Raw genomic sequence first — 25191 nt, 5'->3', positions numbered from 1 at the left:
CCCCGGACCTGGCTTCCTGCTCGCGGCGCAATTGTTCGCTGAGCATCCTGATTTCGGACGCCCGGCGCTCCTGAGCAAGCTTCGCGAACTTCCCGATGGTGGCACTGCGTCCTCGACGCGGCATCGTTCCTCCAAAGGCTGATAACCCGTAACCGCCAACAAGATAGCGTCTGTGAACCGCGTACACAAGCGATTCGTTCATGATCTAGTTCACGCGCGGGCATCGGACCAAGCAGGACCCCAGCGAGGCCACCCTCACCTCCAGCGACATCGCACGACTTGCGAACGTCAGCCGGGCCGCTGAGCAACTGGCGTCGGCGGTACGCCGACTTCCCCGCGTTCGTGGGCGGCACCCCGATCAGACCGGCCTTCGACGCACGTGACGTGGAACAGTGGCTACACCACCACCGTCGAATGCAGCACGTCGGCACCGCGCAACAGGCATGGCGGCGCATCGAGAGTTACCGACCCGCAGCACAGATCAGCGACAGGCTCGGAATCGCCGGCGCGTTCCTGCTCGTACGCGCCGATCGGGCCGAGGTTCCCACCGAAGGCCTACCCACTCCGGACCAGCTCACAAGCCATCTGTACACACTCGATGCCGGCCCGGCTGAGCTGGTCGGTGCATTGTTCCCGCACCAGAGGACCGCGCAGCTGTCCGCGCTGCTCCGCGCAGCCGATCAGCTCGATGCAGACCAAGGCGCGGAGACCGCCTGCGAACACCTGCACCGCCAGTACGTGACCTCCGCCCGCTGGATGCCCGGGCTTGCCGGCCCGCCAGACGTTGTCGCGGAAGTGATGCTGACTCTCGCCGGCTCCGGAGCCCTCACGTTCGACTTCACCACCGGCACGGGATCCCTCCTCCGGATGGCCACCGACCGGGCCCTGCACAACGGAACCACCAGGTGCTACGCCCAGGAGAACAATGCAGGGGTACGCGCTGATCACTCTGCTACGCCTGTGGTTCGTGCACCTACGCGCCCGACACGCCGGACACACATCACCGCCGCCCGTGGTACACGTCGGTGACAGCCTGCTCGCCGACGCCCTACCCGACCTACGGGCAGACGTCGTCGTAGCGAACTTCCCGTTCAGAACCTCGTCGTAGGCCCGTACCGCCTCGCGCCCCTGTCACGCCAGACCGCGGTAACACCGCGACCTCACGTGGCTATCGGGTGCCGGGGCCGCGCAGCCCGGACAACAGATCGGCGATCTCCCGGGCGCTGGGGTGGCTGGAGCTGTGCAGCCGGGTCACCTCGGCGAGGAGCCGGCTCAGGGTCTCCTCGGCAGCGCGTCGTTGACCCGCGCCGAGCTGGAGCAGTCCGATCTGACGACGCAGCTCCAGCGTGCGGGGGTCACCGGGGCCGAAGGCCTCCTCCTGATCACGCACCAGTGCTTCGAGCTGCCGCAGCGCCTCGCTCGTCTCGCCGAACAGGGCCCGGCAGGTGGAACTGCGGAGCCGGCACCGCAGCGCGAGTTCGGCGTGCGGCCCGTCCTCCCGCGCGATGTCCTCGGCGAGTTCCTCATACACCGGGGCGGCCCGCCGGTAGTCACCCTCCTCGAACAAGGCGTCAGCGAGTTCGAGCCGAGCCCGCACCACGTCACCGTCGGTCCTGCCGAGCGCGTCGATCGCCGGCTGGATCGCGGCGGCGAGCAGCTTCGATGCCTGCCCGTACCGAGACGACCCAGCCAGGCGATTTGCCTCCGCCCGTAGGCGCCGCAGCTCGGAGCGGCCGGTCTCCGACCGCGCCTCGTTACGCCGGTGCGGCGACGCCGGCGGCTTGGGCAGCGGTGCGGGTGGCATCGGCGGGCGGGCGGGCCCAGCGGGCGGCGGGCCGCCGAACACCCGCCCGAGCACCGCGCCGTACATGCGGATGGGGCTGATCGTCGACAGCGGGTGAAGGACACCCGGGAGCGGTCCAAGCTCGGTGGCGAAGGGCATCAGCCGGTCGTAAACGACTCGCGCACTCGTGGGCCGGTCCTCGGGCTTCTTCTGTAGCAGGTGCAGCAGCAGGTCTTCCAAACCGGCGGGGACGTCGTCGCGTACACCGCGCACCGGCAGTGGTTCGTGACCAACCTGCTTGCTCCACACCTCGTACGACGTGGAACCGGTGAACAGCCGCTTCCCGGTGAGCATCTCGTGCAGGGTGCAGCCCAACGCATACAGGTCGGTGGCCGGACCGCTCATGTTGGTCTGGATCTGCTCGGGTGCCATGTACTGAGGTGTGCCAGGCGGTAGGCCCGTCAACGTGATCTTCGAGAAGTCGGAGAGGGTCGGTGCCGCGGCGAGCCCGAAATCGAGGACCTTGACGGCACCATCCGGCTGGAGCATGAGGTTGCTCGGCTTCAAGTCTCGATGCACAAGCGAGGCCTGATGGGCGGCGGTGAGCACCGCGCAGACCTGGGCGGCGATCGCCGCCGACCAGCCGACCGGAAGGGCATCCTGCTCAGCCACCAGGTCTGCGACACTTATTCCGTTGATGCGCTGCATGACGAGGTAAGGCCTGCCCTCGTGGGTGCCGACGTCATAGACGGCAGGGACTCCGGGGTGCTCCAGCCGAGCGGTGATCCGGGACTCACGCACGAACCGTCGGATGTAGTCCCGGTCCGGCTCACCGCCCGGAGAGCGGATGAACTTGACCGCTACCGGCCGGTCCAGTTTGGTGTCATGGCCGAACCACACTTCGCCCATACCACCACGACCGATGGGCAGTTCATCCAGTTCGTAACGGCCGTTGACCAACGTCCCCACGGCGCCAGACCTTCCATTCTCGATGCACCCAAAATCCACGCCATTCCGCACGACCGCACCCGGACATCCGCGTCGGCCGACTCACCGGTGGCCCTTGCCACGCCGTCACGTAGCCGGGCATGTTCAGCGCCCCGGCCCGGCAACTGGAAGCGGGACCAGTACGCCTCGGCCCTGCAACTCGGCGATGTGCTCGGCCGCCCGCTGCGGCGCGGTCCCGCCCCGGACCAGCAGACCGGCTTCGATGTTGCGATTGACACCCGACTGGGTGAGGTTGGCGCTGGACAGCAGCAGCACTCCACGGTCGGCCACCGCGATCTTCGCGTGCATCCTGGCGTGCTCCCCGGCCCGCCGTTCGAGCGGCCAGTGCCACAACCGTACGCCGGGCAGGCTGGCGAAGGCCGCAGCCGGCTCCACCCCGTCCAGCGCTCCCCGCGCACCGGCCAGCGTCTCGACCACGACCGTCACGCTCACCCCCCGGACGACCGCTGCTGCGAGAGCCGACAGCAGCGGCGGATAGGGCCTGGCGGAGTACGTCATCAGCAGCAGCTCGGCCTGTGCCTCCGCGACCAGCTCGACGAGGACTTGGGCGGTCGCCCGAACCGGCACCGGATGGGTGCTGGGGCCGCTCCACACCGACTCGATGCGCACCGCGGCAGACCGTTGGGTGTGGCCGGCGGCCAGCCCCCGCAGATAGGCCGCCGCTTCCACACCCGACACACCCGTGGCTCGCCGCGCGGCGAGCACCGCCCGGGCGGCCTCGGTGAAGCCGGGCACCGGCACGGCGTACAGCGCGGCCTGCTCGGGCGAGTCGTCGCCGAGGCGGTCGGCCAGGACCCGCAGGTGCGCCGGGCCGAGCCGGTGCACGGCGGCCTCGGCCGCCGCTTCGAAGGCCGGCTGCCAGGTCACGGCAGCTCGGGGAAGAGCGCCAGGTCCGGCTGGTCGATCGGTACGACGAACCGTCGGTCCAGGAACCGGTTGCCCCGTTCGCAGGTCGTCTCGGAGACGAACAGGCAAACGTGGCAGGCGGCGCCGTGCAGGAAGTCCTCCGGGTGGTGCGGGAGCCGCTCGGCGCAGAGCGGGTCCGACGAGCAGTGCATGGCGTCGCGCAGGGCCCGTCGGGTGAGCCGGGTCAGCGCGTCGGGTTCCGCGAGCGACACCAGGCCGCCGAGGGTCCCTTCTCCGTCCGGGACGGCGGTGTAGATGAGGATGCCGGCCCGCTGTGGGTCGTCGGGGGTGCTCGGGTAAATCCGTTCGGACAGGCTGGCCGAGCTGTAGCCGCACTCCAGGGCGATGGTGCGGATCAGCAGGTGGGACAGGGTGTGCAGGGCGATGTACCGCTCGCCCGGCCAGTTCTTCATCCGCTCGAAGCCTCCCCGGATCCGCCCGGAGTAGCGGCTTTCCCGGAACCGCCCGTACGCCTCCCGGTGCGTCTGCAGGCACTCCGTGTCGGTGACTCGCCGTTCCCACTCGGCGAGCAGCTCTTCGGGAAGGCGCAGGAAGATGCCTTCGCCGCGTACCTCGCTGGCCGGGATCCAGTTCTGGGTGGTCTTGAACAGCGGCGCCCGTTGGACCAGGTCCGGGTCCATCGGGTCGGGGGCGTCGAGGCGGGTGAAGCCGACCAGGGCCCGGACCTCGCGCAGCCGCTCCGCCTGGATCACGTCGGCGTAGATCTCCTTCAGCTCACCGGGTACGCCGCCCGGATCCCGACGGAGGGTGAAGTCGTCGGCGGCCGGAGGCAGCTCCGCGGCGGAGAAGACCTCCCACTCCGGCGTGTGCAGGTCCGGGTATGCCTTCTCGTCATCCTCGTCGGTCCCGGGCCCGTTGCGGTGCCGTTCGATCGCCGCCCAGACCTGGGGGTCGGACCACCGGTCGAAGTCCTTTAGCGCCGGCACGACGGTGCGCAGGTAGGGCAGCATGTCGACGCCGGGCATGCCCTTGAGGGCCTCCCAGTGCTGCTCCACCTTGGTCTGCAGCTCGCTGGCACCGCTCTTGGGCACGGCCAGGGCGGAGAGCGTCTGAGCGAACCACTGGTTCGACGCGCCCACGATAAGCAGCTTCAGCTCGCCCCTGGTGCAGCCTCCCGGCTCGAAGTCGCCGAGGTGTGCCCGGCGGCCCCGACAGCGGGGCAGCTTCTCCGCGCCGCGACCGCCAAGTACCTCCTTCATATTGCGGCGGGCACCGCAGGGCATGCACCTGATCTCGACGTTGGCGCCGAGGTTGCCGCCCCGGTCGTCCATCCGCAGCCTCGGGTGGCTGGCGTCGGGGCAGCCGCCACCCTGGTGTACGTACTGCGAGTAGGGAAAGTCGTCGAGGTGGCCGGCGGTGCAGGCGAGCACAAACCGGGCGGCCACCGCCATCGGCCGCCGACCGATCTTCTTGCGTCCGCAGGTGGTGTGGAAGAACCGGGCCTCGTGCGGCTTGCGGGCCTTGGCGTTCTCGAACCCGAAAACACCCCCGTCGATGGGGGCCAGTTCGTCGCAGGCGGTGCAGCGCAGCCAGCCGGGGAACGGCGTGATCGGCACCCCGACCTTCGCGGCCGGGCCGTTGGGCTGCTGGTCCACGCCGTCCATCCACGGCGCCGGCCGCAGCTCCTTGATGGACTTGTCCCTGAGCAGCTTGCGCACGGCGGCGAGCAGCCGTGGCTCGGTGATCTGCTCCAGCTCGGGCACCGGGGTGTAGTTCCAGTCGTCGAGCCCCCGCACGAGCACGGAGAAGTTGGGCAGGTCGACGATGGCGCCGACGCCGGTGGTGAACATGAGGTGGCTGGGGCGGACCGATCCGACCCGCCGGAAGTGCCTGCCCGCCATCAGTGTCCCTTCCCCGCGATGGTCGATTCACCCAGTTCGTCCCCGTCGGGGAGGTCCTCGTCCCGCGCGTCGTCGCCCGGCGGGCCGAACGACCAGTCCGGCGCGCCGTACTGCGGGTCGAAAATCTTCTCCCCGGCGGGCAGCACCAGGTTGATCTCGTTCTCGGTCTCCCGCATCGACTGCCCGACGGTAAGGTCGGTCCAGCGTTCGCCACCGGCGACGGTAAGCAGGCCGACGAGCTTCTGCTGCTTGAAGGTGCCGTCGGCGTAGCCGAGCCGCGTGGAGCCGGTCCTGCGCTCGTTCCACCGGTCCCGCAGCCGGTTGATCCGCTCACCGAGATAGTCGCGGGCGCGGGTGCCACCGATGGCTTCGGCCCGGTCGAGGAACCGGTCGACGACCCGCTGCACCTCGGGGCCGTCGAGCGGCACGTCGTGGGCATCGGTGTTGCGGGAGAAGGCCTCCTCCGTGTTGCGCACGGCCGCGACCACGGTCGCGGTGGTCCCCCGGTCCAGCGCCCGCCGGGTGTACGGGGTCACCGACAGCGCTTCCACCTGCCGGTAGAAGGTGGCGTGGTAGTACTCGAAATCCTCGTAGTGGGCTAGGTCCCGGGGCCGGGTCCAGTTGTAGAGGGTCACCACCAAGCCGGGGCGGCTGGCGTCGCGGCCGACCCGGGAGGACGCCTGGATGTACTCGGCGGTGTTTTTCGGCTGACCGGTCACCACCATCAGACCGAACCGGGAGACGTCCACGCCGACCTGGAGCATCGAGGTAGCCAACACCACGTCGACCGGCAGCCTGCCGTCGTTCTGCCGCCGGTAGTAGCGTTCGGTCACCGGATGCAGTTTGAGCCGCGGGTTTGAGGCAGTCTTGGCCTTCATCGCCTCCCGCATGTCCTCGAAGATCGCCTTACGCCGGGCGGTCGTGTCGATCTCGGCGTCGAAGCCGATCTCCAGCCGTTTCAGCACGTCACTGATATCTCCGGACGAGATCCGGGAGGTCAACTCCTGGACATTGAGCATCACCGCTCCGGTGAGGCGGTCCGACATGCCTTTACGGCGGCCGTGGGTGCGTACCCGGGTGGTCACGTCGTCGTCCAGCAGCCGGCGCATGCCGGCCAGCTCGCGGGTGGCGCTGAAGTAGCCCACCGTGGTCAGGTACGGGTCGGCGGGCGCGCCGTACCGGTCGAAGAGGGTCTGCCCGGCGAGCAGCAGGATCTCCGCGACCCGGATCTCGGCCGACTTCATCCGCACGCCGTGGGCGCAGACGCCGAGGTAACGGCGGCCCGGGTGGTCCACGGTGACCGGCACCTGACGGCTGAAGAAGGTGTCGGCGATGTCGACGACCGGTGGCGGGAACACCGCCAGGTCCCGCCCGAAGACCCCGAGCACCTGCGCCCTGGCCCGCTTGGTGGTGGCCGTCGACGCGACGATCTTCGGCCCGGCCGTGCCGCCGCCGGGCAGCGGCCAGGTACAGAGCTGGTCCACGGCCGCCTCGAAGAGACCGACCATGGTGCCGAGCGCGCCGGAGATCAGGTGCAGCTCGTCCTGGATGATCAGATCCGGTGGGCGCAGGCGGACCACCGGCTGGCTGGTGACCGCCTCCAGGCTGCCCTTCTTGTTGTGCCGGTTGCTGCACCCGGTGCGCGTGTCCAGGTCGTCGTGCCGGTAGCCGTGCCGGGGGCAACGCTGCCGCACCCGGCCGAAGAGCAGCCCGGCGAAGCCGCGCCAGGGCAGTTGCGCGAGCTTGTCGACGGTGGCGATGACCAGGCTTGGCGCGTACCGGTAGATCTCCTCGTCGACAGTGAGGATGGGCAGGCCCTCGGCGCTTCGGGTACGGGAGAACGGGCAGGCGTACGCGCCCTCCGCCTCCGGGCAGAACAGCAGGACCCGCCGGAGGTCCTCCTTGGGTTCGAGGTCCCGCTCGGCCCGCAGCTTCGCGCCGCACCACGGGCAGCTCAGGGTTTGCAGGACGTTGGTGAACTTGCCGTGGCCCGCCTCGCGCGCCTCGGCGATCTGCGTGGCCGCCTCGTCGAACCAGTTCGGCGACACTCCCCCGCCGACCCACAGCCCGATCCGGAACGGTTCGACGCCCCAGGTGGTCTCGTCGCGGCGGCGCAGCACCTCGGCGGCGCAGATCAGCGCGGCGGCCCGCTGGAACTGCTGGGCGGTGAGCAACCGCAGCGTGTACCGCATCAGCACCGACACCCCCGCATCACCGCTACGGGCGTCGGCACCGGCACCGACCACGCCCTGAAGGCGGCGGATGGCGAAGGTGAACGCGGTCAGGCCGAGGTACGCCTCGGTCTTGCCGCCACCGGTCGGGAAGAACAACAGGTCGACGAGGGCGTCCCGGTTCGCGGCCCGCTCCGGGTGCGCCGGGTCGGTCAGCGACGGCAGGTTCAGCAGCACGAACGCGAGCTGGAACGGGCGCCAGGAGGCGGCGGCGGCACCGCGCGCGTCAACGGCGGCCTTCGCGTCCGCGTACGACAGGTCCTGCTCCTCCCGCAGCCCGGCCACCTCGCTGTGCCGGCGCTGCAACGCCATGGCCTCGTTGGCGAAGCGGAACGCCGCCAACGCCTCGCCGTGCCGATCGGCCGTCGGGTCGGTCAGCAGGGCGATGCCGGCCCGCAGCCGCTTGGCGGCCCGGCGGGCGGTGAAGACGGCGTGCCGCGCGGTGTCCCGGAACGGCTCCGGCAGGTCGGGGATCTTTGTTTCCTCGCCGGCGAGCCAGGCCTCGTAGCCGGCGGCGAGGGTCGTCAGCCCGGTCCGCAGCCCGTCGACGTCGGCCGTGGCCAGGGCGTCCATCGACAGCTCCACGCCGGCCAGCGGGGTGCCGGGGCCGGTCGGCGCCACCGTCGCGGGCACGTTGTAGGTGGGCAGCCAGGTGGTGAAGAGCTGGTGGGCGCGGCGTTCCCCGGCGCGTACCCACGGGTGCACGGCCACGTTGCGGCCGGAGGCGTAGCGGCGCTGCCCCCGATAGAGCAGCCGCAGATGCGTCTCCTCCTCGTCGTCGCCGATCCCCTTCACCCCGTCGAGCGGGTCGTCGATGGGGAGGAAGACCGCCGCGTGGCCGTCCGACGCGGTCACCGTCAGCGCAGACTGGAACAGCCACGCGGTGTCGGCGTTGCTCTCCGGCTCGGCCTGGGAGTTGATCAGGGCGAGCTGCACCACCCGCCGCCCGTCGCGCGGCCGGACCTCCACCGCCAGGTGGACCCCCGGCGCGTCCGGGTCGGCGACGGTCAGCGGAATCCGGTACGAGACATCGCCGTCGAGCCGGACCGCCCTGGCGTACGACACCGGCTCGCGATACCAGGCCCGACGCTTCCTGCCCTTGTCGTCCTCCGACTCGCGCAGGTCGTAGCGGCCCCACTCGGCCGTCACCGACAGCGTGTCGGTGTCACCGGCCACGGCGAACGACATGCCCATCGAGGATGCCCACATCTTGCCCAGGTTGAGCGGGGTGACCACCTCGGGCAGCTCGGCCTCGCTGCCGTCGCCCTGCACGGCGGCGTCCACGTCCTGCACCTCGGCGCTCCTGTCGGTGCGCGGGCGCTGCTTCGGCCCGAGCATGCCGACGAGGTACCGCTCCCGTGGCCCCATCGCGCCGGGCGGGAACTCCTCCCGCTCCCCGTCCCACGGCCCGAGCAGGTCCCGCCCGATCAGCTCCTCCAGCTCGTCGCGCACCTGGTAGGAGGTGGCCGCCGGGAACACCTGCGGCACGTCGAGCGGCGACCCCGGGCCGGCGCTTCCGTCACCCGCGCCGTCGCTGTCGCCGTCCCCGGACAGCGACAGCGACTGCTGCTCGCCCCGGGGGTGCGGGAACAGTCCGCCCTGGACATCGACCGTCACTGCGGCCTCCTTGCTCGGGGAATGTGCGACGTACAGCACTCGGTGACATCGGCTCGCAGCTGGTTCCACGAGCGGTTACTGCCGACCGGCTTATCGATGCAGTTCAGCGCCACCGCCTTCGCGAGGACACCGGGCGCGTCCGATTCCCGGTAACGCCGCCCGGCACCGCTGACGTTGCGCATCAGGATCTGCTTCGGGTCGCCCAGCGTGCCGGTGTCGCGGTTCCGGTACTGCTGCGGCACTCTCCACGAGGACACGGTGCCGGTCAGCGCGGCAGGGAACATCAGCAGCCAGGCCTCGACCTCTGCCACCGACAGGACGTAGTGGGCGTTGCCGAACTGCGCGTCGAGCGCGGACTGCACGCGCCGCCGGGCCTCGACGTACTCGTCTCCGTCGGGCCGGTCGAGATCTTCGTGCACGAAGACGCAGGCGAGGTCAGCCCGTTCGAGCTTCGCCCTTGCCTTGGCCTTGCTGGCCAACGTCTTGACCCGGCTGGTCAACTCGCCATGGCTCTTGGCGTTCAGCAGCCGGACTGGGTCTTTGATCTCGACCAGTCGACCGCTCATGGCAGGACACCATGCCTCGAGCAGGACGCGCAGGCACTCCCGGTCGTTCCGGTCCTCCCCGGCGAGCGCCACGACCGGCCGTTGGGTCGCACGAACGGACGTTCCTCCCCGACGGGTCACAGGTCACCGCCGAGTACGCCCGAGAACCACAGCTCACCGAGCGGCAGGTCCTCACTTTCGGCCACGATCTCCTCGATCCGCTCCGCCGTCAGCGCCGGGATTGCCGAGGATCCGTCGTCGAGCCGCTCACAGATCACCAGTTCCTCGGGCCGCAGCCGGTCGGCAAGCGCCGGGGAGTGGGTGGCGATGAGGAACTGGGTACGCTCGCTGGCCTCGCGAAGGCGTTCCACCAGCAGTTCGAGCGCCTGGGGATGCAACCCGTGGTCGATCTCCTCGACGCAGGTCAGTGCGGGCGGGTTCGGGTCGTAGAGCAGCGCCAGCAGGCCGAGCAGCCGGATCGTGCCGTACGAGGCGTCGGCAAGCTGGGTGGGCCGCCTCAGCCCACGTTCGTGCAGCACGATCACCACCTCGCGGGCCGCCCCGGAGGGGTATTCGAAGTCGATGGCGTCGAGCTGCGGCAACACTTCCATGGCGTCCTCGACCAGCCGCTGCCACGCGCCTTCGTTACGACTGCGCAGGGTCAGCAGGAATCCGGCGAGGTTGGCGGCGTCGTCGTCGAGGACCTCCCGGTCGGTACGCGGAAACCGCGACGGCCGACGGGCCACGTCCACCCGGACGTCGAACACCCGGAACGAGGCGAGCCGCTTGGCTACGGTGCTGACCTCGGTTCCCCCCTGGTCGTCGGCGAGCCGAGGCAGGGTGGACAGCCCACTGCTCAGGGCGCTGATGCCGATCTCCCGTTCGGTGGATTCAGCCCGGTCTTTGGCGATCCCGACGACGCTGACCTTCTGCCCCTTGATCGTGATCCGCCGGCCGCGTCCCTGGGTGCGCTTGAACTGGAAGGACTCCTGGCGTGACAACTTGCCCCCACGCAACCGCGTGACCCGCAGCGCATACTCGTCGGGCACGCTGCGACTGCTGTGCGTGGTCCACGTCGCTTTCAGCTTGATCTGGATATGCGCCGGTGGCTTCTCGCCACCCCAGAAGCGCACCTCTTCCAACCCGCCGCGCAGGTCCAGCGCGGGCTGAAGGTCAGTGCGGATCACATCAGCGAGGAAACGGAACACCTCCAGGACGTTCGTCTTGCCGGCTCCGTTAGGACCGACGAGCACGTTGAGCGGACGCAGGGGCAGGGACACCTTCCGCAGGCTGCGGAAGTTCTCCACCTCGATCTCGATGAGTCGCTTGTCCATGCCTCACCTCCTCCGTATCAATCCTTCACGCGATCAACTGTCGGGCCAGCTCAAAGGCACCGCCCACGAGCAGCCCACCGACGGCGATCACCGCCGCGCATCCGCTCTTCTTCTCGGCGGTCACGACCGGAGCGGCCGGCACCCGTGCGACGGGAACGGTGATCCGGATGGTGGACGACTCGTCCCAGTCGTCGTGTCGCTCGACGAACCTGGCGTGGTACTCGGCGGGACTCAGCTCCCGGGGCCGCCAGAACTCGTGCCACTCGGGACGCCGGGGGCGGTTGCCCGCAGCGCGTTCGGCGGCGAGCCGCCCGGCGACCTCCGCGCCGCTGGCGTCGGCGAACAGGCCACCAGCCGCCTTTGCTGCCTCCGTCTCCATCGCCTTGCGTGCCTGATCAGGCGACATGATGTCGATTCCGGCAGCGGCCGCCTTGGCGATGCGCGGATCGTCCTGCCCCGCGCCACCGTTGATCACGAGCCGGACGGTCTTGGTGACGTTGACGGCTACCTTTGCGCCGTGCTCGACGGCGTAGTCGACCACCTCGGTGACGTCGGCCGAGTCCCCGACCGGCAGGATCCGCCAGCCCTTGAGCGGGCCATTGCTCCGGGCCCGGTTCGCGGCGGCGGCTTCCTCCAGGTCACCGATGAGGTGCGAGGCAGCAAGCTCCTTCGCCGCCCGCTGAAGCTCCTTCAGCTCGACCGAGGTGACCACACCGTCCTCCTCAGCGCGGGCCCGCGCCTCGGCAAGGAACTCCTCGTGCACCTGCCGCGCCGTACCTTGGGTCAGCCCGGCCCGGGCGGCAGCGACCGCGAGTTGCGCCGCTTCCTCGCCGACGATCCGGCCGTCGGCGAGCGCGTGGGCGAGCAACGCCCGGTAGTCACGCAGCCCGTCCGGCCGGGGCGGCGGCGGGACCGCCATGCGCGGCAGCCGCGCCGTGAGGGTCGCCAGCCACCCCGCCGTGCCCTTGCGCAGCCCGGCGGCGCGCGGGGCGACGATCCCGGTGCGCGGCAGGCCGGGCAGCGGCACCGGCCGTGGCCCCAGCCAGGCCAGCGGCTGCGGCGCCTCGGCGATCAGCTTCGCCAGCGTGCCAGCGAGCGCACGGGAATCGCCGAGCGCCGAGTGCAACGCGGTCGGCCACTCCCCCGTGATCAGGTTGGCCACGTTCTCCAGCTTGTAGCCCCACCGGTCGAGGTGGGTGCGCGCGGTGACGAGCGTGCACAGCCCGGGAACCCCGGGCAGCGTGACGCCGAGCCGCCCGTACTCGGCGGTCAGGAACCGCTCCTCGTAGTCCAGGTGGTGACCGACCACGATGGCACCACCCAGGTACGCGAGCACGTCCCCGGCGACGTCCTGGAACGTCGGAGCATGCTTGACGTCCGCGTTGCTGATCTCGTGGTATTCCTCGTTGTTGATCCGCACGCCCGGGTTGACGAGGGTGGAGTACTCGTCGAGCACGACGCCGTCGCCACGCATCCGGACGATGCCCACCTCGCAGACCCGGGAACCCTTGTGGGGATACAGGCCGGTGGTCTCCAGGTTGAGGAAGGCGAACGTCAGGCCACGCGGGTCGACGCCACGCTGACGGGTGAGCTGGCCACGAACGAACACGGAAAGCAGCCTCCGGGAGGGGTACGCGGATCAGAACAGGGTCGCGGGGCCGGACGGCGGCTTGCGGCCGGACTTCTTCTTGTCATGCAGGCCCTGCGCGACCTCTTCGGCGTAGCGCTCGTGGTTCAGCTCCAACAGCCGGTCGAGGATCTCCCGCTGGACAGCCGGGCCGACGGTGTAGCGGACGTAGGCCCCGGCCTTGTGGAAGCCGTGGTCGAGGCCCTCCTCGACCAGGTCGTCCCAGCCGTAGGCCCGGCAGGTCGCCACGTCGATGTCCCGGTGGATCCGCCGCAACTCCACAATGTCGTCGTCCTGACAGCCCGGATCAAAGACCAGGTTGTACGTAGCCGTCAGCCCGGCGTCCCTGCTCAACATCACGTCCCGCCGGTACGTGTCGAGCCGGTCACCCAACGCCCGCAGCTCGGCCGTCAACTCCGGCAACGCAAACGTCGCGATCACATCCGACGGCGAATAACTTAGGTCGGCTTTCATCGTGGAGCTACGGCTGGTGGTCCACCAGTAGTGCGGGGCGCTTGAAAGCAGAGCCAGCATCGCCGTGTCGTCCACCGCGAACACAACAATCTTATTCGCGAAGACCTGGCCCGTCGGCACCAACAACGGCAGAACAGTCTTACTCACCTGCGCTAGCACGACAACCCGATTCAGCCCGGCAATCGCCTGCTGCATTGCCGGTTGCTTTTCTGCATACTGCCAATATTTCTCAGGCAAGGGCTTTCGGAGAACGAAAGTACCATCAGCCTTACGCCGCTGACGCTCGGGTCGAACCTCTCGCTCCACGATTTCGAACACTTCTCGAAACCAACGAGCCCGCTCCACCGGCCAGTCAAAGAAGTTGATCACCCATCGACTTCCCGAGCAGTCAGGGCGAGAGTTAAGGTCCTTCCCATTGAGATAGGGAAACAGAACTTCACGGTTACGCGAGTCCACGGAGATCAACTCCTCGGCCCGACTAGGCTCCATGACGAATCCCATACCCAAGACATACGAGCCAATGAAGGCCACTCGCTCATTCGCCACAAGTCGGTGGGGATTTCCCGCAGTACGGGTGACGGGGGCCAGGGACGACGTGATTCCCTTGACGATGACGCCGTCCGCGACACGCTCGGCGTTCGCACTGACCGTCGCGCGACTCGTCCAAACGGCACAGTATTCGAGTGCGGCGGACGGAGATGGCCACGGCTTACTCTTGATCGACTTCCGGAGGGCTGCACCGCCGGCAGTCACTTGATCGAGCCCGACCTCCCGGGTGTCACCCTGAGCAAGGGTATTGGTAGCAATCAGGCCGGTCTGCCCCCCGGGGTTGAGCAGGTCGTGCGCCCGCAGCAAGAAGTAAGCAACCAGATCGGCGTTCCCCTTGACGCCTCGCCCGAGTACCGTAACGAGACACTCCCGGTACGCTGTACCCAACGGGCCACTGATCTTCTTGCCGCCGAGAAAAGGCGGGTTGCCAATGATGGCGTCGAAGCCGCCCTGCTCGAAGACCTCCGGGAACTCCAGGGGCCAGTGCAGCGGGTCGCGGTCGAATCCGCCGTCCGGCTGGTCGGTGGCCAGCCAGGCGCGTGCCTGCTGGAGCAGCAACTCCACGTCGCCGCCCTTGGCCAACTGTTGGGCCAGCGCGCCGACCCGTTCGGCGATGACGACCTGGTCCCGGCCGCGTTTGACCGACGCGAGCTGCGCGCCCACGACCAGGTCGGCGTAGGCGTCGGCGCGCTGCCGCACCGTGCGTACCTCGTCGAGGAGCCGCCGCTTCTCGGACAGGGTGTCCGCGCGGTCCGGCAGGTCGGCGAGTTGCTGCCGCAGCTTCCGGGCCTCGGCGAGGTCGCGTTCCAGCCGCAGGTCGCGGGCGGCCTTGCCCGGCAGCGTCGCCGCGTTGCCGAGGCCGAGCAACGCGTCGCCGGCGACGAGGCGGTCGTCGAGGAAGGTGAAGGGGCGGTGCGGGTCCATGGAGACCAGCCAGAGGGACAGCTTCGCCATCTCCACGGCCATCGGGTTGATGTCCACCCCGTACAGGCAGTGTTCGATGATCTGCCGGCGGGCCTCGACGACGAGCGGGTCGTCGTCGGCGTCCACCGTGCGGTCGGCGTCGCGCTGCTGGTAGGCGAGCGCGACCTCGTCGCCCTCCCGCGACCAGGCCGCGATGAGGTGGCCGGCGAGGTAGCGGGCCGCCGCGACGAGGAACGCCGCCGAGCCCATGGCGATGTCGGCGACCTTGAGGGCGAGGATCTCCTTGCTGGACTTCGGCTTCCACTGTGCCCTGTCGGCGGTCTGCAGCGGGCCGGGCTCGTAGACCAGCGGTTCGAGCGCGCCCTCGACCACCTCTTCCGCGAGGAAGCGCGGGGTGTAGTGGGTGCCGGTGTTGCGGCGCAGCGCGGACTCGGTGACGAAGAGCGCGCCGGGCAGGATGACCACGGGCAGGCCGCGCAGGTCCGCACGGATGATGCCGTGGAAGGGCAGCAGCCGCTCCGAGAGCGGGTAGTCGCCGCCGGTCACCGCGAGGAGCTTTCTGCGGGCCTCCTCGCGCTCCGCCCCGTCGAGGGGGACGAGCTTCTTGGCCAGCGCCGCCGGAGAGCCGATCTTGGAATCTTTGTGCCGCTCGGCGAGCGCCTTGGCCAGTGACGCCACGTCGGGGTGGCGCTCGCGCAGCGTCTCCAGGTCGGCGAGGGCGACCTCGTCCTCCAGCCCTTCCTTGCCGATCAGCCCGACGGTGACGTCCTGGGCGCGGAAGCCCTCGAAGGAGAGCAGGCCCTCGTAGACGTACCCGATCTGCTCGACGTCGAGGGTGCGGAAGCTGACGGTGCGGCGTTCCCGGGAGCGGCCGGTGCCGACCTGGACGTACTGCACCGAGCGGAGCATGTGCAGCACGGTCCGGTCGTCGATGGCCAGCGGCAGCCAGTCGTACCGCTTCGGGTCGAACAGCGAGCCGTCGTGGCCGTGCAGGGTGAGCCGGGGGTGGTCGATGCCGTGGTAGACGGCGGTGAACAGGGCGAGCAGCCGGTGCCAGGCGGCGGAGCTGTGCTCCAGGTCCTCCTCGCTGCCCTCGGTGACCCGTTGTTCCAGCTCGGCGCAGAGCCGCCCAGCGGAGTACGCCGCAGCGTACAGCTCGTTGTCGGCGGGGAGCAGCCTGCGTTCCTCGGCGAAGAGCAGGAAGACGATGCGCATCATCACCGCGACAGCGCCCCGGTAGACCTCGTGGGCCTCCACGTGGGCCAGGCCGGGTCCGCCGGCGTCCCGTTCGCGTACGTCGGTGCGGCCGATCGCGGCGACGAGCAGCTCGACGGCCTGGCGGACCTGGACACCGAGCGCCTCGGTGATCTCCTCCTGGCTGCCGAGGCTGTCCCGCAGCAGCGGCACCAACCGCTCGGCGTCGGGCACGCCGAAGAAGCGGTGCCGGGACAGCAGCGAGACGAAGGCCCGGACCACGTCCCGCTCGGCCGCCTCCGGCCAGGCCACCGCGTCGAAGGTGGCGGTGGTGGTGACGCCGCCGCGCGGCGCCCAGACCAGGGTCCACCAGCGTCCGTCGGTGGCCAGGCCCAGCTCGACGCGGTGGTGCCGGCACAGCAGCGCGAGCCGGTCGGCGGGCGTAGCGGCCCAGGTGGAGCCCGTGATCCGGGCGGTCGGTTGCTGGCCAGACGGGCAGACCAGGCCGATCAGCCGTACGCCGTCAGGCTTGACCGCCTCCCCCGGCTTGACCAGCACGAACGACGGCCGCAGCTCGGTGTCGTGCTCGGCGACGGTGTGGGCGAGCGCGTCGAGCCCGTCGGTGTGCCGGGCGTCGCCCCAGCCGAGCAGCTCGTCCAGCACGTACCCGATCCAGTCGGCCTGGCCCGCGACGGTGTCGGCCTGCCAGGTGGTGTGCTGCTGGCGCAGCCGGTCGCGACCGCGCCGGTCGAGGGTGTCGAGGGTGGGCCAGGTGCGGCGCAGCACCGGCAGGCTGAGGAACGGCCCGCTGACCTCGACCAGGCTCAGCCAGTTGCGGTGCTGTTCGACGCCGTCGGGGGCGGGGCGGCGGAAGGTGCGGCTCATCGGGTGGCCTCCCGCTTCGGTACGACGCAGACCACGGCCACCGGGAAGCTGTGGTCCTTCGGGTCGCGGTAGCGGGCGGCGACCGCTTCGAGTTCGCGGTCGCGCTCGGCTTCGAGGGCCAACAGCCGGTCCTTCCAGGATTGGCGGTCCCTGCGGTACTGGGTGAGTTCTTCCTTGCTCTTGCTCGCCTCGGCGCGGCTGATCAGCGCCTGTTCGGTCTCGCTGTCGTCGGCGTCGAGCGCGCCGCGCAGCGCGGCAGCGAACTGGTCGAGGTTGTGGACGATGCGCTGCCGCTCGGCCTCCTGCCGCTGGGCGAGCTTGCGTTCCAGCGCCTCCTGCCGGGCCCTGGTGCGCCACTCGATGGCCGACAGCAGGCCGCCGCTGACGCGGGGCCAGCGCTCGGCGAGCCGCGCCCGCACGACCGGGGCGGCGGGGGTGCCGGCGGTCAGCGCCCGGTCGAGGATGGCCTTGAGCGTGCCGAGGTTCTCCAGGCGGCGGAAGCGGCCCTGCTCGGGGGCCCAGCCGCCGGCGTGCAGGACCTCCTCGTGCAGGCGGACGCCGTCCGCGCCTACCAGCACGAACCGGGAGTACGCCCCGATCAGCACGTCCTCCAGCACGGGGTCGTCGCTGACCACGGCGGTGACCCGGTGCAGGCCGATGTCGGGGTTGGAGACGGCGGCGCGCAGCAGCCGGGTCGACATGGCCACCAGAGGGTGGTTGAGGTGGGCGAGGACGATGCCGTCGCGGTCCTGCCTGGCCACCTGCGGGTCGAAGGTGACCGGCAGTTGGCGGGGCGGCTCGTCGCCGTCGACGAGTTTGGCGGTGAGCCCGGCGCCGGCGCGCTGCCAGGAGCCGGTCAGCGGCGGCACCGTGTAGAGGCCGTCGAGCAGGTGCCTGTCGTCGACGTGCCGCTGGAGCTTCTGCTGGCGGGCCAGTTCCAGGGCGGTGTCCACGACCCGCTTGACCGCCGTCGGGGTGATACCGAGCTCCTCGACGGTCTGGTCCAGGTCGGCTCGCAACCGGCGCACCTGCTCGCGCAGGTTGGACTCGACGGGCAAACCGCCGCCGGCCCTGTTCCTGCCGGCCTGGTCGATGTCGACGCTGACCTGCTCACCGAGCATCCGTCGCTGCACCGCGTCGGAGAGGACGGCGTTGACGGAGCCGAGGTCCTCCTCCATCCGGGCCACCTTCGTGGCGACCCGCGACAGGAACTCCAGGTCGGCCTCGAACGCGTCGACCGGCCTGCCGAAGCCGGTGCCGACGAAGTGCTGGATCTCCGGGGCGACCTGCTGCCCGTACCGGTCGATGCGGCCGATCCGCTGCTCCAGCTTGTTGGGGTTGAACGGGATGTCGTAGTTGACCAGCCGGTGGCAGTGGTTCTGCAGGTCGATGCCCTCGCTGGCCGCGTCGGTGGCGAGCAGGATCCGCACCGGACGCTCGCTCGGCTGGGCCTGGAACGCCAGCCGGATCTGCTCCCGCTCGTCGCCGGGGGTGCCGCCGTGCAGCAGCGCGAGCCCGTCGCCGCCGATGCCCTCCTGCCGGAGCAGGTCGGCCAGCCACGCCTGGGTGTCGCGGTACTCAGTGAAGACGACGACGCGTTCGTTGGTCCAGTGCCGGCCGTCGGGGCGGCAGATCGCCGTCAGGTAGGTGATCAGCTCGCGGGCCTTGGCGTCGGGCCGGGCTTCCTTCCGTTCCGCCCAGTCGAGCATCCTGCGCAGCAGGGCCGTCTCGTCGTCGGTGGGGTCCGGCTGCATCGGGCGGACCCGGTCGAGCGCGTCGTCCTCCGCCTCGGCGAGCTGCTCGTCGTCGTAGGTGGCCATGTCCTCCATGAGCTCGTCCATCCACTCCGGCACGTCGTCGCCGGCGGCCAGGCTGGGAGAGCCCTTCCGGTTGGCCAGGGTGTCGAGGTAGACGCGGACGGTGTGGGCGAACGCGGCCGGGCTGGAGAAAAGCCGCTTCTTGAGCAGCAGCGTCACCAGGTCGGTGGCCCTGCGGCCGCGTCGGGAGTGCAGGCGCTTGCGCCGCAGCTCGGCGAAGTGGGTCAGCAGGGCGTGGATCTGCCGCTCGTCCTCCGGGTACGCGACGGGGATCGCGGACGCCTGGCGTTCGACGAAGCGGGGCGTGCCGTCCGGCTTCTCGATGTGGCGCTTGAGCCGGCGCACGACGGTGTCCCGGACCGCGTTCGGGTCGGGCTTGACGCCACGGGCGAACCGTTGGTTGTCGAGGATCTCCAGGAGCGCGGTGAAAGACGCCTGGTAGCCGTTGTGCGGGGTCGCGGAGAGGAAAAGCCGGTGGGTGAAGTGCGGGGCGAGCCGGCGGATCAGCTTGGTCTGCTGTGAGTCGACGGCGTAGATCTGCTTGGGCGCGGCCGGGGCGACGTGATGTGCCTCGTCGAGGATGAGCAGGTCGAAGGTGCGCGGGTAGGTCGGGCCGTCGGCGGGCAGCACCTCGTCGAGGAGTCGCTGCGCCTTCTGGCCGCGCAGCCAGGGCAAACTGACGATGCTCAGCGGATGGACCTCGAACGGGTTGGCCGCCGAGCCGTGGCTGCGGCGCACGGCGGCGCAGCGCTCGGAGTCGACGATGGTGAAGTCGAGACCGAACTTCTCGGCCATCTCGTCGCGCCACTTCAACGTCAGGCCAGCCGGGCAGACGATCATGATGCGGCGGGCGCGGTGCCGCAGCAGCAGTTCCTGGGCGACCAGCCCGGCCTCGATGGTCTTGCCGAGGCCGACGTCGTCGGCGAGCAGCAGGTTGACCCGCGGCGCGTCGACCGCCCGGGCGACCGGTTCGAGCTGGTAGTCCTCGATGGCGACGCCGGAACGGAACGGCGCCTGCAGCGTCTTCACGTCGGCCGAGGTGACGGCGGACCAGCGCACCGCATCGAGGAACGCCGCCAGCCGCTGCGGCGAGTCGAACGCGTCCCCGGTGACCTGGGGCAGTGAGCCGCTGGGCAGCACCTGGCGGCCCGGTTCGATTTCCCAGATGACGTCGAGGGTGTGACCGTAGCGGCCGTCCTCGACGCTCTGCAGTGTGACCAGCGTGCACTGCCCGGACGGCTCGATGTTGCTGACAACCCAGCGCTGGCCCCGCACTGCGACCAGCTTGCTGACCGCCAGTTCGTCGGTCTTGGCCGACGTCATGCTCGGCATGGTGCTCCCATGTTCGTATCGCCCCCACGTGAACCCCGCGACCCTACGTCCGCCCACGATGACGGAGGGTCCCCTGAAAGGGTTGTTTGTTCTCTTTACGGCCCATCTGCAGGTGACTAGAGGATCACCCTGTTTCGGTCCGGTCAACGGGACCATGCAGTCAGCTGAACGACAACTCGGCCCCGGTCGCATCGGGATCACTGCGGAAGAGCAGCAGTTCTACCAGCTCGGGTGTCCATTGCTCACCGTCCTCTGCCAGTTGGACAGCCGCACGACCGAGGAAGGCGAGATAGACGTGATAGCGGTACGGCGACCACACCGATCCTCGCCAGAGCCGGTGCGGGGATTTCCCCTGTGCCGCGTACGTCTCGTCGGCGCGGCGCAGCCAGAAACCCCGCATTCGTCCCGCCAGCCGGTCGTCTAGGATCAGCGCCCCGGGCCGGCGATCGCCGGCCCGGCCGGCGAAGTAGAGGAACTTCGTGAAGAAGGCAGGGCCTAGACCGCAGACCTTGTCCTCCTCCGCGAGGTACCGGTAGGCCGACCAGGCGCTTTCGTGGTCGAGGACGTCGACGGCGTGGGCGAGGCGGCGCTCGACCTCCCCTGGTGGAGGCGCCGGCCAACGGGTGTTGCCGTGCAGGATCCAGGTCAGGCGGGTCGGGCCGAAGCCTCGCCGCCCCCAACCCCAGGCGAAGGAGGCGGCCAGCAACGGCAACCACACCCGGTTCTCCCGGCAATGGCGCGCGACCTCCGTGACGTCACGCCGGCTCACCGGCACCGGCCCCGCGCCCGGTGGGACCGGGAGGTGCTCGCCGAGCTGCGCCCATCGCGTCAGGTCGACGGGAATGCGGTGCTGGTCCGTCAGCTCGGTCACGTCCGCATACCGGCAAACCGACGACTGCGCCCGCTCTCGGCGCTGCCGACGGAACCAGTCGCGTTCCCCCGGAGTCAGACCGCCCTCGACTACGCCCCGGTCGAAGGGGGATGCGCCGTGCGGCAGCTTGACCGGCTCACCGTTCTGCCCGCCGCCGACGTGCACCAGCCCGATCATCGTTCGTCTCGCTCGGGCAGCAGCAGACCGCCCGCCAAGCCGTCAGCAGTAAGTCGAACGAGATCGCCGCCGAGCGCCGTGACCTCTCGTACCGTCGACTCGAAGTCGGTCAGCCGGCAATACACCTCGCCGTGGGCTCGCTGCTCCTCAAGGGGAAGACGCCGGATCTGGGCACGGCGGACGTCGATCCTCGTGCCCGACAGGCTGGTGGCCTGCCGGTCGTTGGCGGTACTGCGCAACTGCCCGGCGAGGAACCACGGATCCAGAGCGGCCGGATTGGGACGGAGCAGGAAGAGACCCGGGCCGAGCAGTAGTCCGCCCCTGGTGATGACCCGGGAGGCCAACCGCCGGGCCGCCACCGGGACGATGACGTCACCGGTCTGCAGGTCGATGCGCTCGGCCAGGCTGCCGTTGTCGTGGCCGGACGCCTCGATCCCGCTGACAACGTCCTGGCCGGTGAGTACAGTTGGCGGCCCTTCGCCCGGGGTGGTGCCGTCCCGCTCCGTCGAGTACCCGGTCCGTACCGGTCCGATGATCTGCAGTGCGCCGCTACGCGCCAGTTCGGCGACGGTCATGGTCTCCGGTGCGGGCCTGCTGTCGTCCACGGGTGTCACCCGTGGCACGAGCGCCGGCAGGTTACCGACGGCGGCGGCCAGACGCTGCTGGACGTTGGCCAGTTGTACGCCCGTGTCCCCGCCGGTGACCGTGGGCTGCCGACGGACGGGGGTGATGTCGACCTCTTCGTCAAGCAGGTCGATCACCGGCACGGCGCGGGCGAATCCCGGCTCCTCGAGTTCGGCATCCGGCGCGGCAACAAACGCCCGCCACACCTCCAGGATCCGCGGATAGGTGACATTCGGCTCACCTGCCGCAGCATCGACCAGCAGCGCTCGCTGTGGCGGTGGCGCCTCCGGTGTCGCCCGCCGCAGCACCCACAGGTGCAGCGGGACGTTGTGCGGTGCGGCCACGCCGGGCGGAAGTGCGACGACGGCACGTAAATGCCCCCGGCGAAGCAGCTCGGCGCGAATCCGCTTGCCGGCTCGACGCCCGGCGACGGTGGGTGGCATGAGCAGCACCGCATGCCCCTCGACGCGCAGATGGGCGAGAACGTGCTGGACCCATGCCAGCTCCGGCTCGGTACGTGGCGTGCTGCCGACGATCCAGCGTGGGTCGTGGCCCAGCTCGTCGTCTCCCCAGTTGGTGACACCGAAGGGCGGGTGGCAGACGACGGCGTCGAAAGTGCGGCCAGTGAACGCGTCGGCGCGCAGGGAGTCACCGGTGCTGACCTCCCCGGGTACGTCGCGCAGGGAGAGCCACAGACCGGCGAGCCGGGCCAGGCCCTCGTCAAGCTCCTGCCCGTGGGCGGAGGCGCAGCCGGCGCGGACGGCGGCACGCAGGACGGCACCGGAGCCGGCTGCCGGATCGAGGACGGCGCTGCCATCGACGTCCGCGAGCGCCACCATCAGGTCGGTCACGTCGTCCGGAGTGGCGAAGGGGCGGCCCGGCCCGGGAGCGGAGAACCGTTGCCACAGCGCGTCGAAGGCACCCTGCGGCCCGAGCTCTTCGACCAGGGCGTCGAGGTCGGGCAGTAGCGGCACCAACTGCGGGTCGGTTGCGCGGCTGCGTTGTCCACGGTGTCGGGCGAGCAGTAGATGACCAACGGTAGCCAAGCCGACGGCCGGTGATGGGATCGCGGTGGCGAGGTGCCGCCAGAGCCGGTCGACGGTCGCCAGCTCCGGAAGCTTGCCCTGGGCGCGAAGCCACTGTTCGACCTGGGTCAGGTCGAACTCGGGGCTGGCCGGGGTGCCGCCCACCGGGGTGGGGAAGTTCGCATGTCGTTTACGCCAGTTGCTGACTGCGGCACGACCAACCCCGGCGATCCGGGCGATCTCCGCTGCCGTGATTGTCGGTGTCTCCTGCACGTTCGCAGTGTGCCACACCTGTCAAGCAGTAGCTCCGTTGACAGCATTCACAGAGAGTGCTCTGATTGACGCCGCGACTTCACCGCAGGAGGATCTCGATGCGTAAGACCACTTCTTTCACTCTCATTGCCACCGCTCTCGTCGCCCTCGGGTGCGGTGCCGGCAGCACCGACAGCACCGACGCCGTCGGTGCCAAGGGAGACGACAAGCCGAAGACCGCGACCATCGGCCAGCCGGCCCGGGACGGCAAGTTCGAGTTCACCGTCAAGTCGTCGAAGTGCGGCGTCGCCAAGGTCGGCAACGACCCCCTCGGAGCCAAGGCGCAGGGCCAGTTCTGCCTGGTCACCATCAACGTCAAGAACATCGGCAAGGAGGCGCAGATGTTCGACGGCAGCAGCCAGAAGGCGTACGCCGCCGACGGTACCGAATACTCCGCCGACAACGGTGCCGCGATCTACGCCAACAAGAACGCCGAGACGTTCCTCAACGACATCAACCCCGGCAACCAGGTCAGCGGCGTGGTGGTCTTCGACATCCCGAAGAACGTGAAGCTCACCAAGCTCGAGTTGCACGACTCGCCGTTCTCCGGCGGCGTGACCGTCGCGCTCAGCTGATCCGCCATCCGCACCGAGCTGGTGCGGGCGCGCCCGCAGCCCGCCCGCACCACCGTTGACCACACCTGCTCATGGAGGAAATCGCCCATGACCCAACCCCCTGGCCCGCCACCGCCCATCCCGACCATCACCAAGCCCTCCCGGGGCCGCGCCTTGGTTGTCAGCGGCATCGCCCTCGTCATCGCCCTCAGCATCGGTGGTCTCGGAGTCGCCGCGCTGGGCAACGACTCGACCGATACCAAAGTCGGCATCGGTCCGGCGATGGCCACCACTCCGACCAGCAGCGCGCCGCCTGCGGCAGTGCCGACCACCGCTTCGGTGACGACGGCACCCACGCTCCCCCGATACGCCACACTGACCAAGAGGGACATCGCGCTCAAGGTGAAGATCCTGCGCAAGCAGTGCTTCGGCAGCGCCGGCTGCAATGTGACCTATCGAATCGACGTGGCCTACCGCGGCACCGCCGACCTGGATCCGAGCAGGACCTACGAGGTGACTTACCAGGTCAAAGGCGCCGAAGACCCGATCATCAACACCTTTGAGGTGACCGGTGACTCCGCCTCAGTGCAACAGGAGGAGATGGCCAGCACCAAGCGCTCCGGCGACACCCTGACCGCCGTCGTCACCGATGTCGCCGAGTTCTGAGGGGAGGTCGTCGTGCGTCCCGACGAGTTTCACCGCGCCCTGCACCTGCTCCCCGATCCGCTACACGCCCGCGCCCTGCCGCTGCGGGAATACGTTCGCCGCAACGCCTGCCCCGACTGTCAGGCTATCGCCGACACGGCGGTCCTCGTACTCACCGCAGTCCAATACGACGAGCTCGACTCAGCTGAGCAGCTCCTTCGGAACGCCGAACGGCTCGCTGCCACGCACGGCACACCCTGCCCGCCGCAACCAGACCCGCAGCGGGGCCGCGGCCGGATCGGCCGCTGGACTACGGCAGCCACGCCGGTCGTCGCCGCGACCGACGCCAGCTGGAAGGACCGCGCCGGCGGCATCGCGTACGTGGTCAGTGACGGCCACTACGGTCTGCGCGGCCGGGGCACCGGCTGGCAGGACCCAACCGGGGCCTCCAGGTGCTGGTCAACGAGCTGCGGGCGGTCGACTTCCTGCTCTCGGCATACGCGGAACCGCCTGCGGGGATGACGGTGCTGGTGGACAACGCCATCGCCCTACGCTGGTTGCATCGCTGGCAGGCCGGTGAGGTGTCCGCGATGCCGGCCGGTTACGACCTGCGGCAGCGCCGGTCGGCCGAGCAGCCGACGCTGGTCCGGCTCGCCGAGGCAGTCAGCCGTCGGCCCGACCTGTCTTTCCAGCACGTCAAGGGGCACAGCGGGCACCCCCTTAACGAGGCCGCCGACGGCTTGTCCCAGATGGCCCGCCGTCGTGTCGGCGAGAGCTTCGACGTACGCCCGAGGGCACACGCCCTGGCCGACGCTTTCCTGTCGGACTGGCACGCCAGCCTCGCCCGCTGACCGAACCCCCCAGCAGCCAAGTCGGATCAGCGTAGATGCCTGGA

The 25191-nt window shown here is 69.9% G+C and carries 15 protein-coding genes; 4 read left to right on the top strand and 11 right to left on the bottom strand.

Going from position 1 to position 25191, the window contains the following annotated elements; all coding sequences use genetic code 11:
• Nucleotides 1-414: 414 nt before the first annotated feature.
• Nucleotides 415-1029 carry a hypothetical protein gene (locus tag O7628_RS18670; RefSeq protein WP_278132302.1) on the top strand — a complete coding sequence of 205 codons (615 nt, stop codon included), beginning with the start codon at nt 415-417 and terminating at the stop codon, nt 1027-1029.
• A gap of 139 nt (nt 1030-1168) precedes the next feature.
• Here the strand turns inward: O7628_RS18670 and O7628_RS18665 are convergent, their stop codons facing one another.
• The 11 genes from O7628_RS18665 to O7628_RS18615 form a co-directional block, all read right to left on the bottom strand.
• Nucleotides 1169-2752, bottom strand: coding sequence for a serine/threonine-protein kinase (locus O7628_RS18665; protein WP_278132299.1), 1584 nt, complete (start codon nt 2750-2752; stop codon nt 1169-1171).
• A gap of 123 nt (nt 2753-2875) precedes the next feature.
• Nucleotides 2876-3658, bottom strand: a complete 783-nt coding sequence (drmC, locus tag O7628_RS18660; RefSeq protein ID WP_132399292.1) for a DISARM system phospholipase D-like protein DrmC — start codon at nt 3656-3658, stop codon at nt 2876-2878.
• Nucleotides 3655-5559 (bottom strand): DUF1998 domain-containing protein, encoded by a 1905-nt coding sequence (locus O7628_RS18655; protein ID WP_132399290.1) that lies wholly within the window; start codon nt 5557-5559, stop codon nt 3655-3657. The genes drmC and O7628_RS18655 overlap by 4 nt, the downstream gene beginning before the upstream one ends.
• Nucleotides 5559-9407 (bottom strand): DISARM system helicase DrmA, encoded by a 3849-nt coding sequence (drmA, locus tag O7628_RS18650; RefSeq protein WP_278132293.1) that lies wholly within the window; start codon nt 9405-9407, stop codon nt 5559-5561. Before drmA ends, O7628_RS18655 begins: the two co-directional genes overlap by 1 nt.
• A complete protein-coding gene (locus O7628_RS18645; protein ID WP_278132291.1) occupies nt 9404-9973 on the bottom strand; it encodes a hypothetical protein in 570 nt (189 codons plus the stop codon). The genes drmA and O7628_RS18645 overlap by 4 nt, the downstream gene beginning before the upstream one ends.
• A gap of 116 nt (nt 9974-10089) precedes the next feature.
• On the bottom strand, nt 10090-11286 hold the full coding sequence (locus O7628_RS18640; RefSeq protein ID WP_278132289.1) for an AAA family ATPase: 1197 nt from the start codon (nt 11284-11286) through the stop codon (nt 10090-10092).
• 25 nt (nt 11287-11311) lie between these two features.
• Nucleotides 11312-12895 (bottom strand): 3'-5' exonuclease, encoded by a 1584-nt coding sequence (locus O7628_RS18635; protein ID WP_278132287.1) that lies wholly within the window; start codon nt 12893-12895, stop codon nt 11312-11314.
• 30 nt (nt 12896-12925) lie between these two features.
• Complete coding sequence (locus O7628_RS18630) at nt 12926-16939, bottom strand: type IIL restriction-modification enzyme MmeI (RefSeq protein WP_278132285.1); 4014 nt, start codon at nt 16937-16939, stop codon at nt 12926-12928.
• A complete protein-coding gene (drmD, locus tag O7628_RS18625; protein ID WP_278132282.1) occupies nt 16936-20079 on the bottom strand; it encodes a DISARM system SNF2-like helicase DrmD in 3144 nt (1047 codons plus the stop codon). The genes O7628_RS18630 and drmD overlap by 4 nt, the downstream gene beginning before the upstream one ends.
• A 169-nt stretch (nt 20080-20248) precedes the next feature.
• Entirely contained in the window at nt 20249-21136 is an 888-nt protein-coding gene (locus O7628_RS18620) for a hypothetical protein (protein ID WP_278132281.1), read from the bottom strand.
• Nucleotides 21133-23058 (bottom strand): N-6 DNA methylase, encoded by a 1926-nt coding sequence (locus O7628_RS18615; RefSeq protein ID WP_278132279.1) that lies wholly within the window; start codon nt 23056-23058, stop codon nt 21133-21135. The genes O7628_RS18620 and O7628_RS18615 overlap by 4 nt, the downstream gene beginning before the upstream one ends.
• A 98-nt stretch (nt 23059-23156) precedes the next feature.
• Between O7628_RS18615 and O7628_RS18610 the strand changes: the two genes are divergently transcribed.
• The 3 genes from O7628_RS18610 (at nt 23157) to O7628_RS18600 (ending at nt 25147) form a co-directional block, all read left to right on the top strand.
• A complete protein-coding gene (locus O7628_RS18610; protein WP_278132278.1) occupies nt 23157-23672 on the top strand; it encodes a DUF4352 domain-containing protein in 516 nt (171 codons plus the stop codon).
• Between the two features lie 87 nt (nt 23673-23759).
• Nucleotides 23760-24317 (top strand): hypothetical protein, encoded by a 558-nt coding sequence (locus O7628_RS18605; RefSeq protein WP_278132276.1) that lies wholly within the window; start codon nt 23760-23762, stop codon nt 24315-24317.
• Nucleotides 24318-24748: 431 nt separating this feature from the next.
• Nucleotides 24749-25147 carry an RNase H family protein gene (locus tag O7628_RS18600; RefSeq protein ID WP_278132274.1) on the top strand — a complete coding sequence of 133 codons (399 nt, stop codon included), beginning with the start codon at nt 24749-24751 and terminating at the stop codon, nt 25145-25147.
• The last annotated feature ends 44 nt before the right edge of the window (nt 25148-25191 follow it).

This window comes from Micromonospora sp. WMMD956, assembly GCF_029626125.1.
GTDB lineage: Bacteria > Actinomycetota > Actinomycetes > Mycobacteriales > Micromonosporaceae > Micromonospora > Micromonospora carbonacea.
Note: the sequence above shows the minus strand (reverse complement) of the source record. Positions and strands in the feature narration are given on the sequence as shown.

What these genes read in the sequence shown, in the direction of transcription:
- O7628_RS18645 (WP_278132291.1), bottom strand. Translation starts at nt 9,973, where the DNA reads ATGAGCGGTCGACTGGTCGAGATCAAAGACCCAGTCCGGCTGCTGAAC.
- O7628_RS18605 (WP_278132276.1), top strand. Translation starts at nt 23,760, where the DNA reads ATGACCCAACCCCCTGGCCCGCCACCGCCCATCCCGACCATCACCAAG.
- O7628_RS18610 (WP_278132278.1), top strand. Translation starts at nt 23,157, where the DNA reads ATGCGTAAGACCACTTCTTTCACTCTCATTGCCACCGCTCTCGTCGCC.
- drmD (WP_278132282.1), bottom strand. Translation starts at nt 20,079, where the DNA reads ATGACGTCGGCCAAGACCGACGAACTGGCGGTCAGCAAGCTGGTCGCA.
- O7628_RS18620 (WP_278132281.1), bottom strand. Translation starts at nt 21,136, where the DNA reads ATGATCGGGCTGGTGCACGTCGGCGGCGGGCAGAACGGTGAGCCGGTC.
- O7628_RS18640 (WP_278132289.1), bottom strand. Translation starts at nt 11,286, where the DNA reads ATGGACAAGCGACTCATCGAGATCGAGGTGGAGAACTTCCGCAGCCTG.
- O7628_RS18630 (WP_278132285.1), bottom strand. Translation starts at nt 16,939, where the DNA reads ATGAGCCGCACCTTCCGCCGCCCCGCCCCCGACGGCGTCGAACAGCAC.
- O7628_RS18655 (WP_132399290.1), bottom strand. Translation starts at nt 5,559, where the DNA reads ATGGCGGGCAGGCACTTCCGGCGGGTCGGATCGGTCCGCCCCAGCCAC.
- O7628_RS18670 (WP_278132302.1), top strand. Translation starts at nt 415, where the DNA reads ATGCAGCACGTCGGCACCGCGCAACAGGCATGGCGGCGCATCGAGAGT.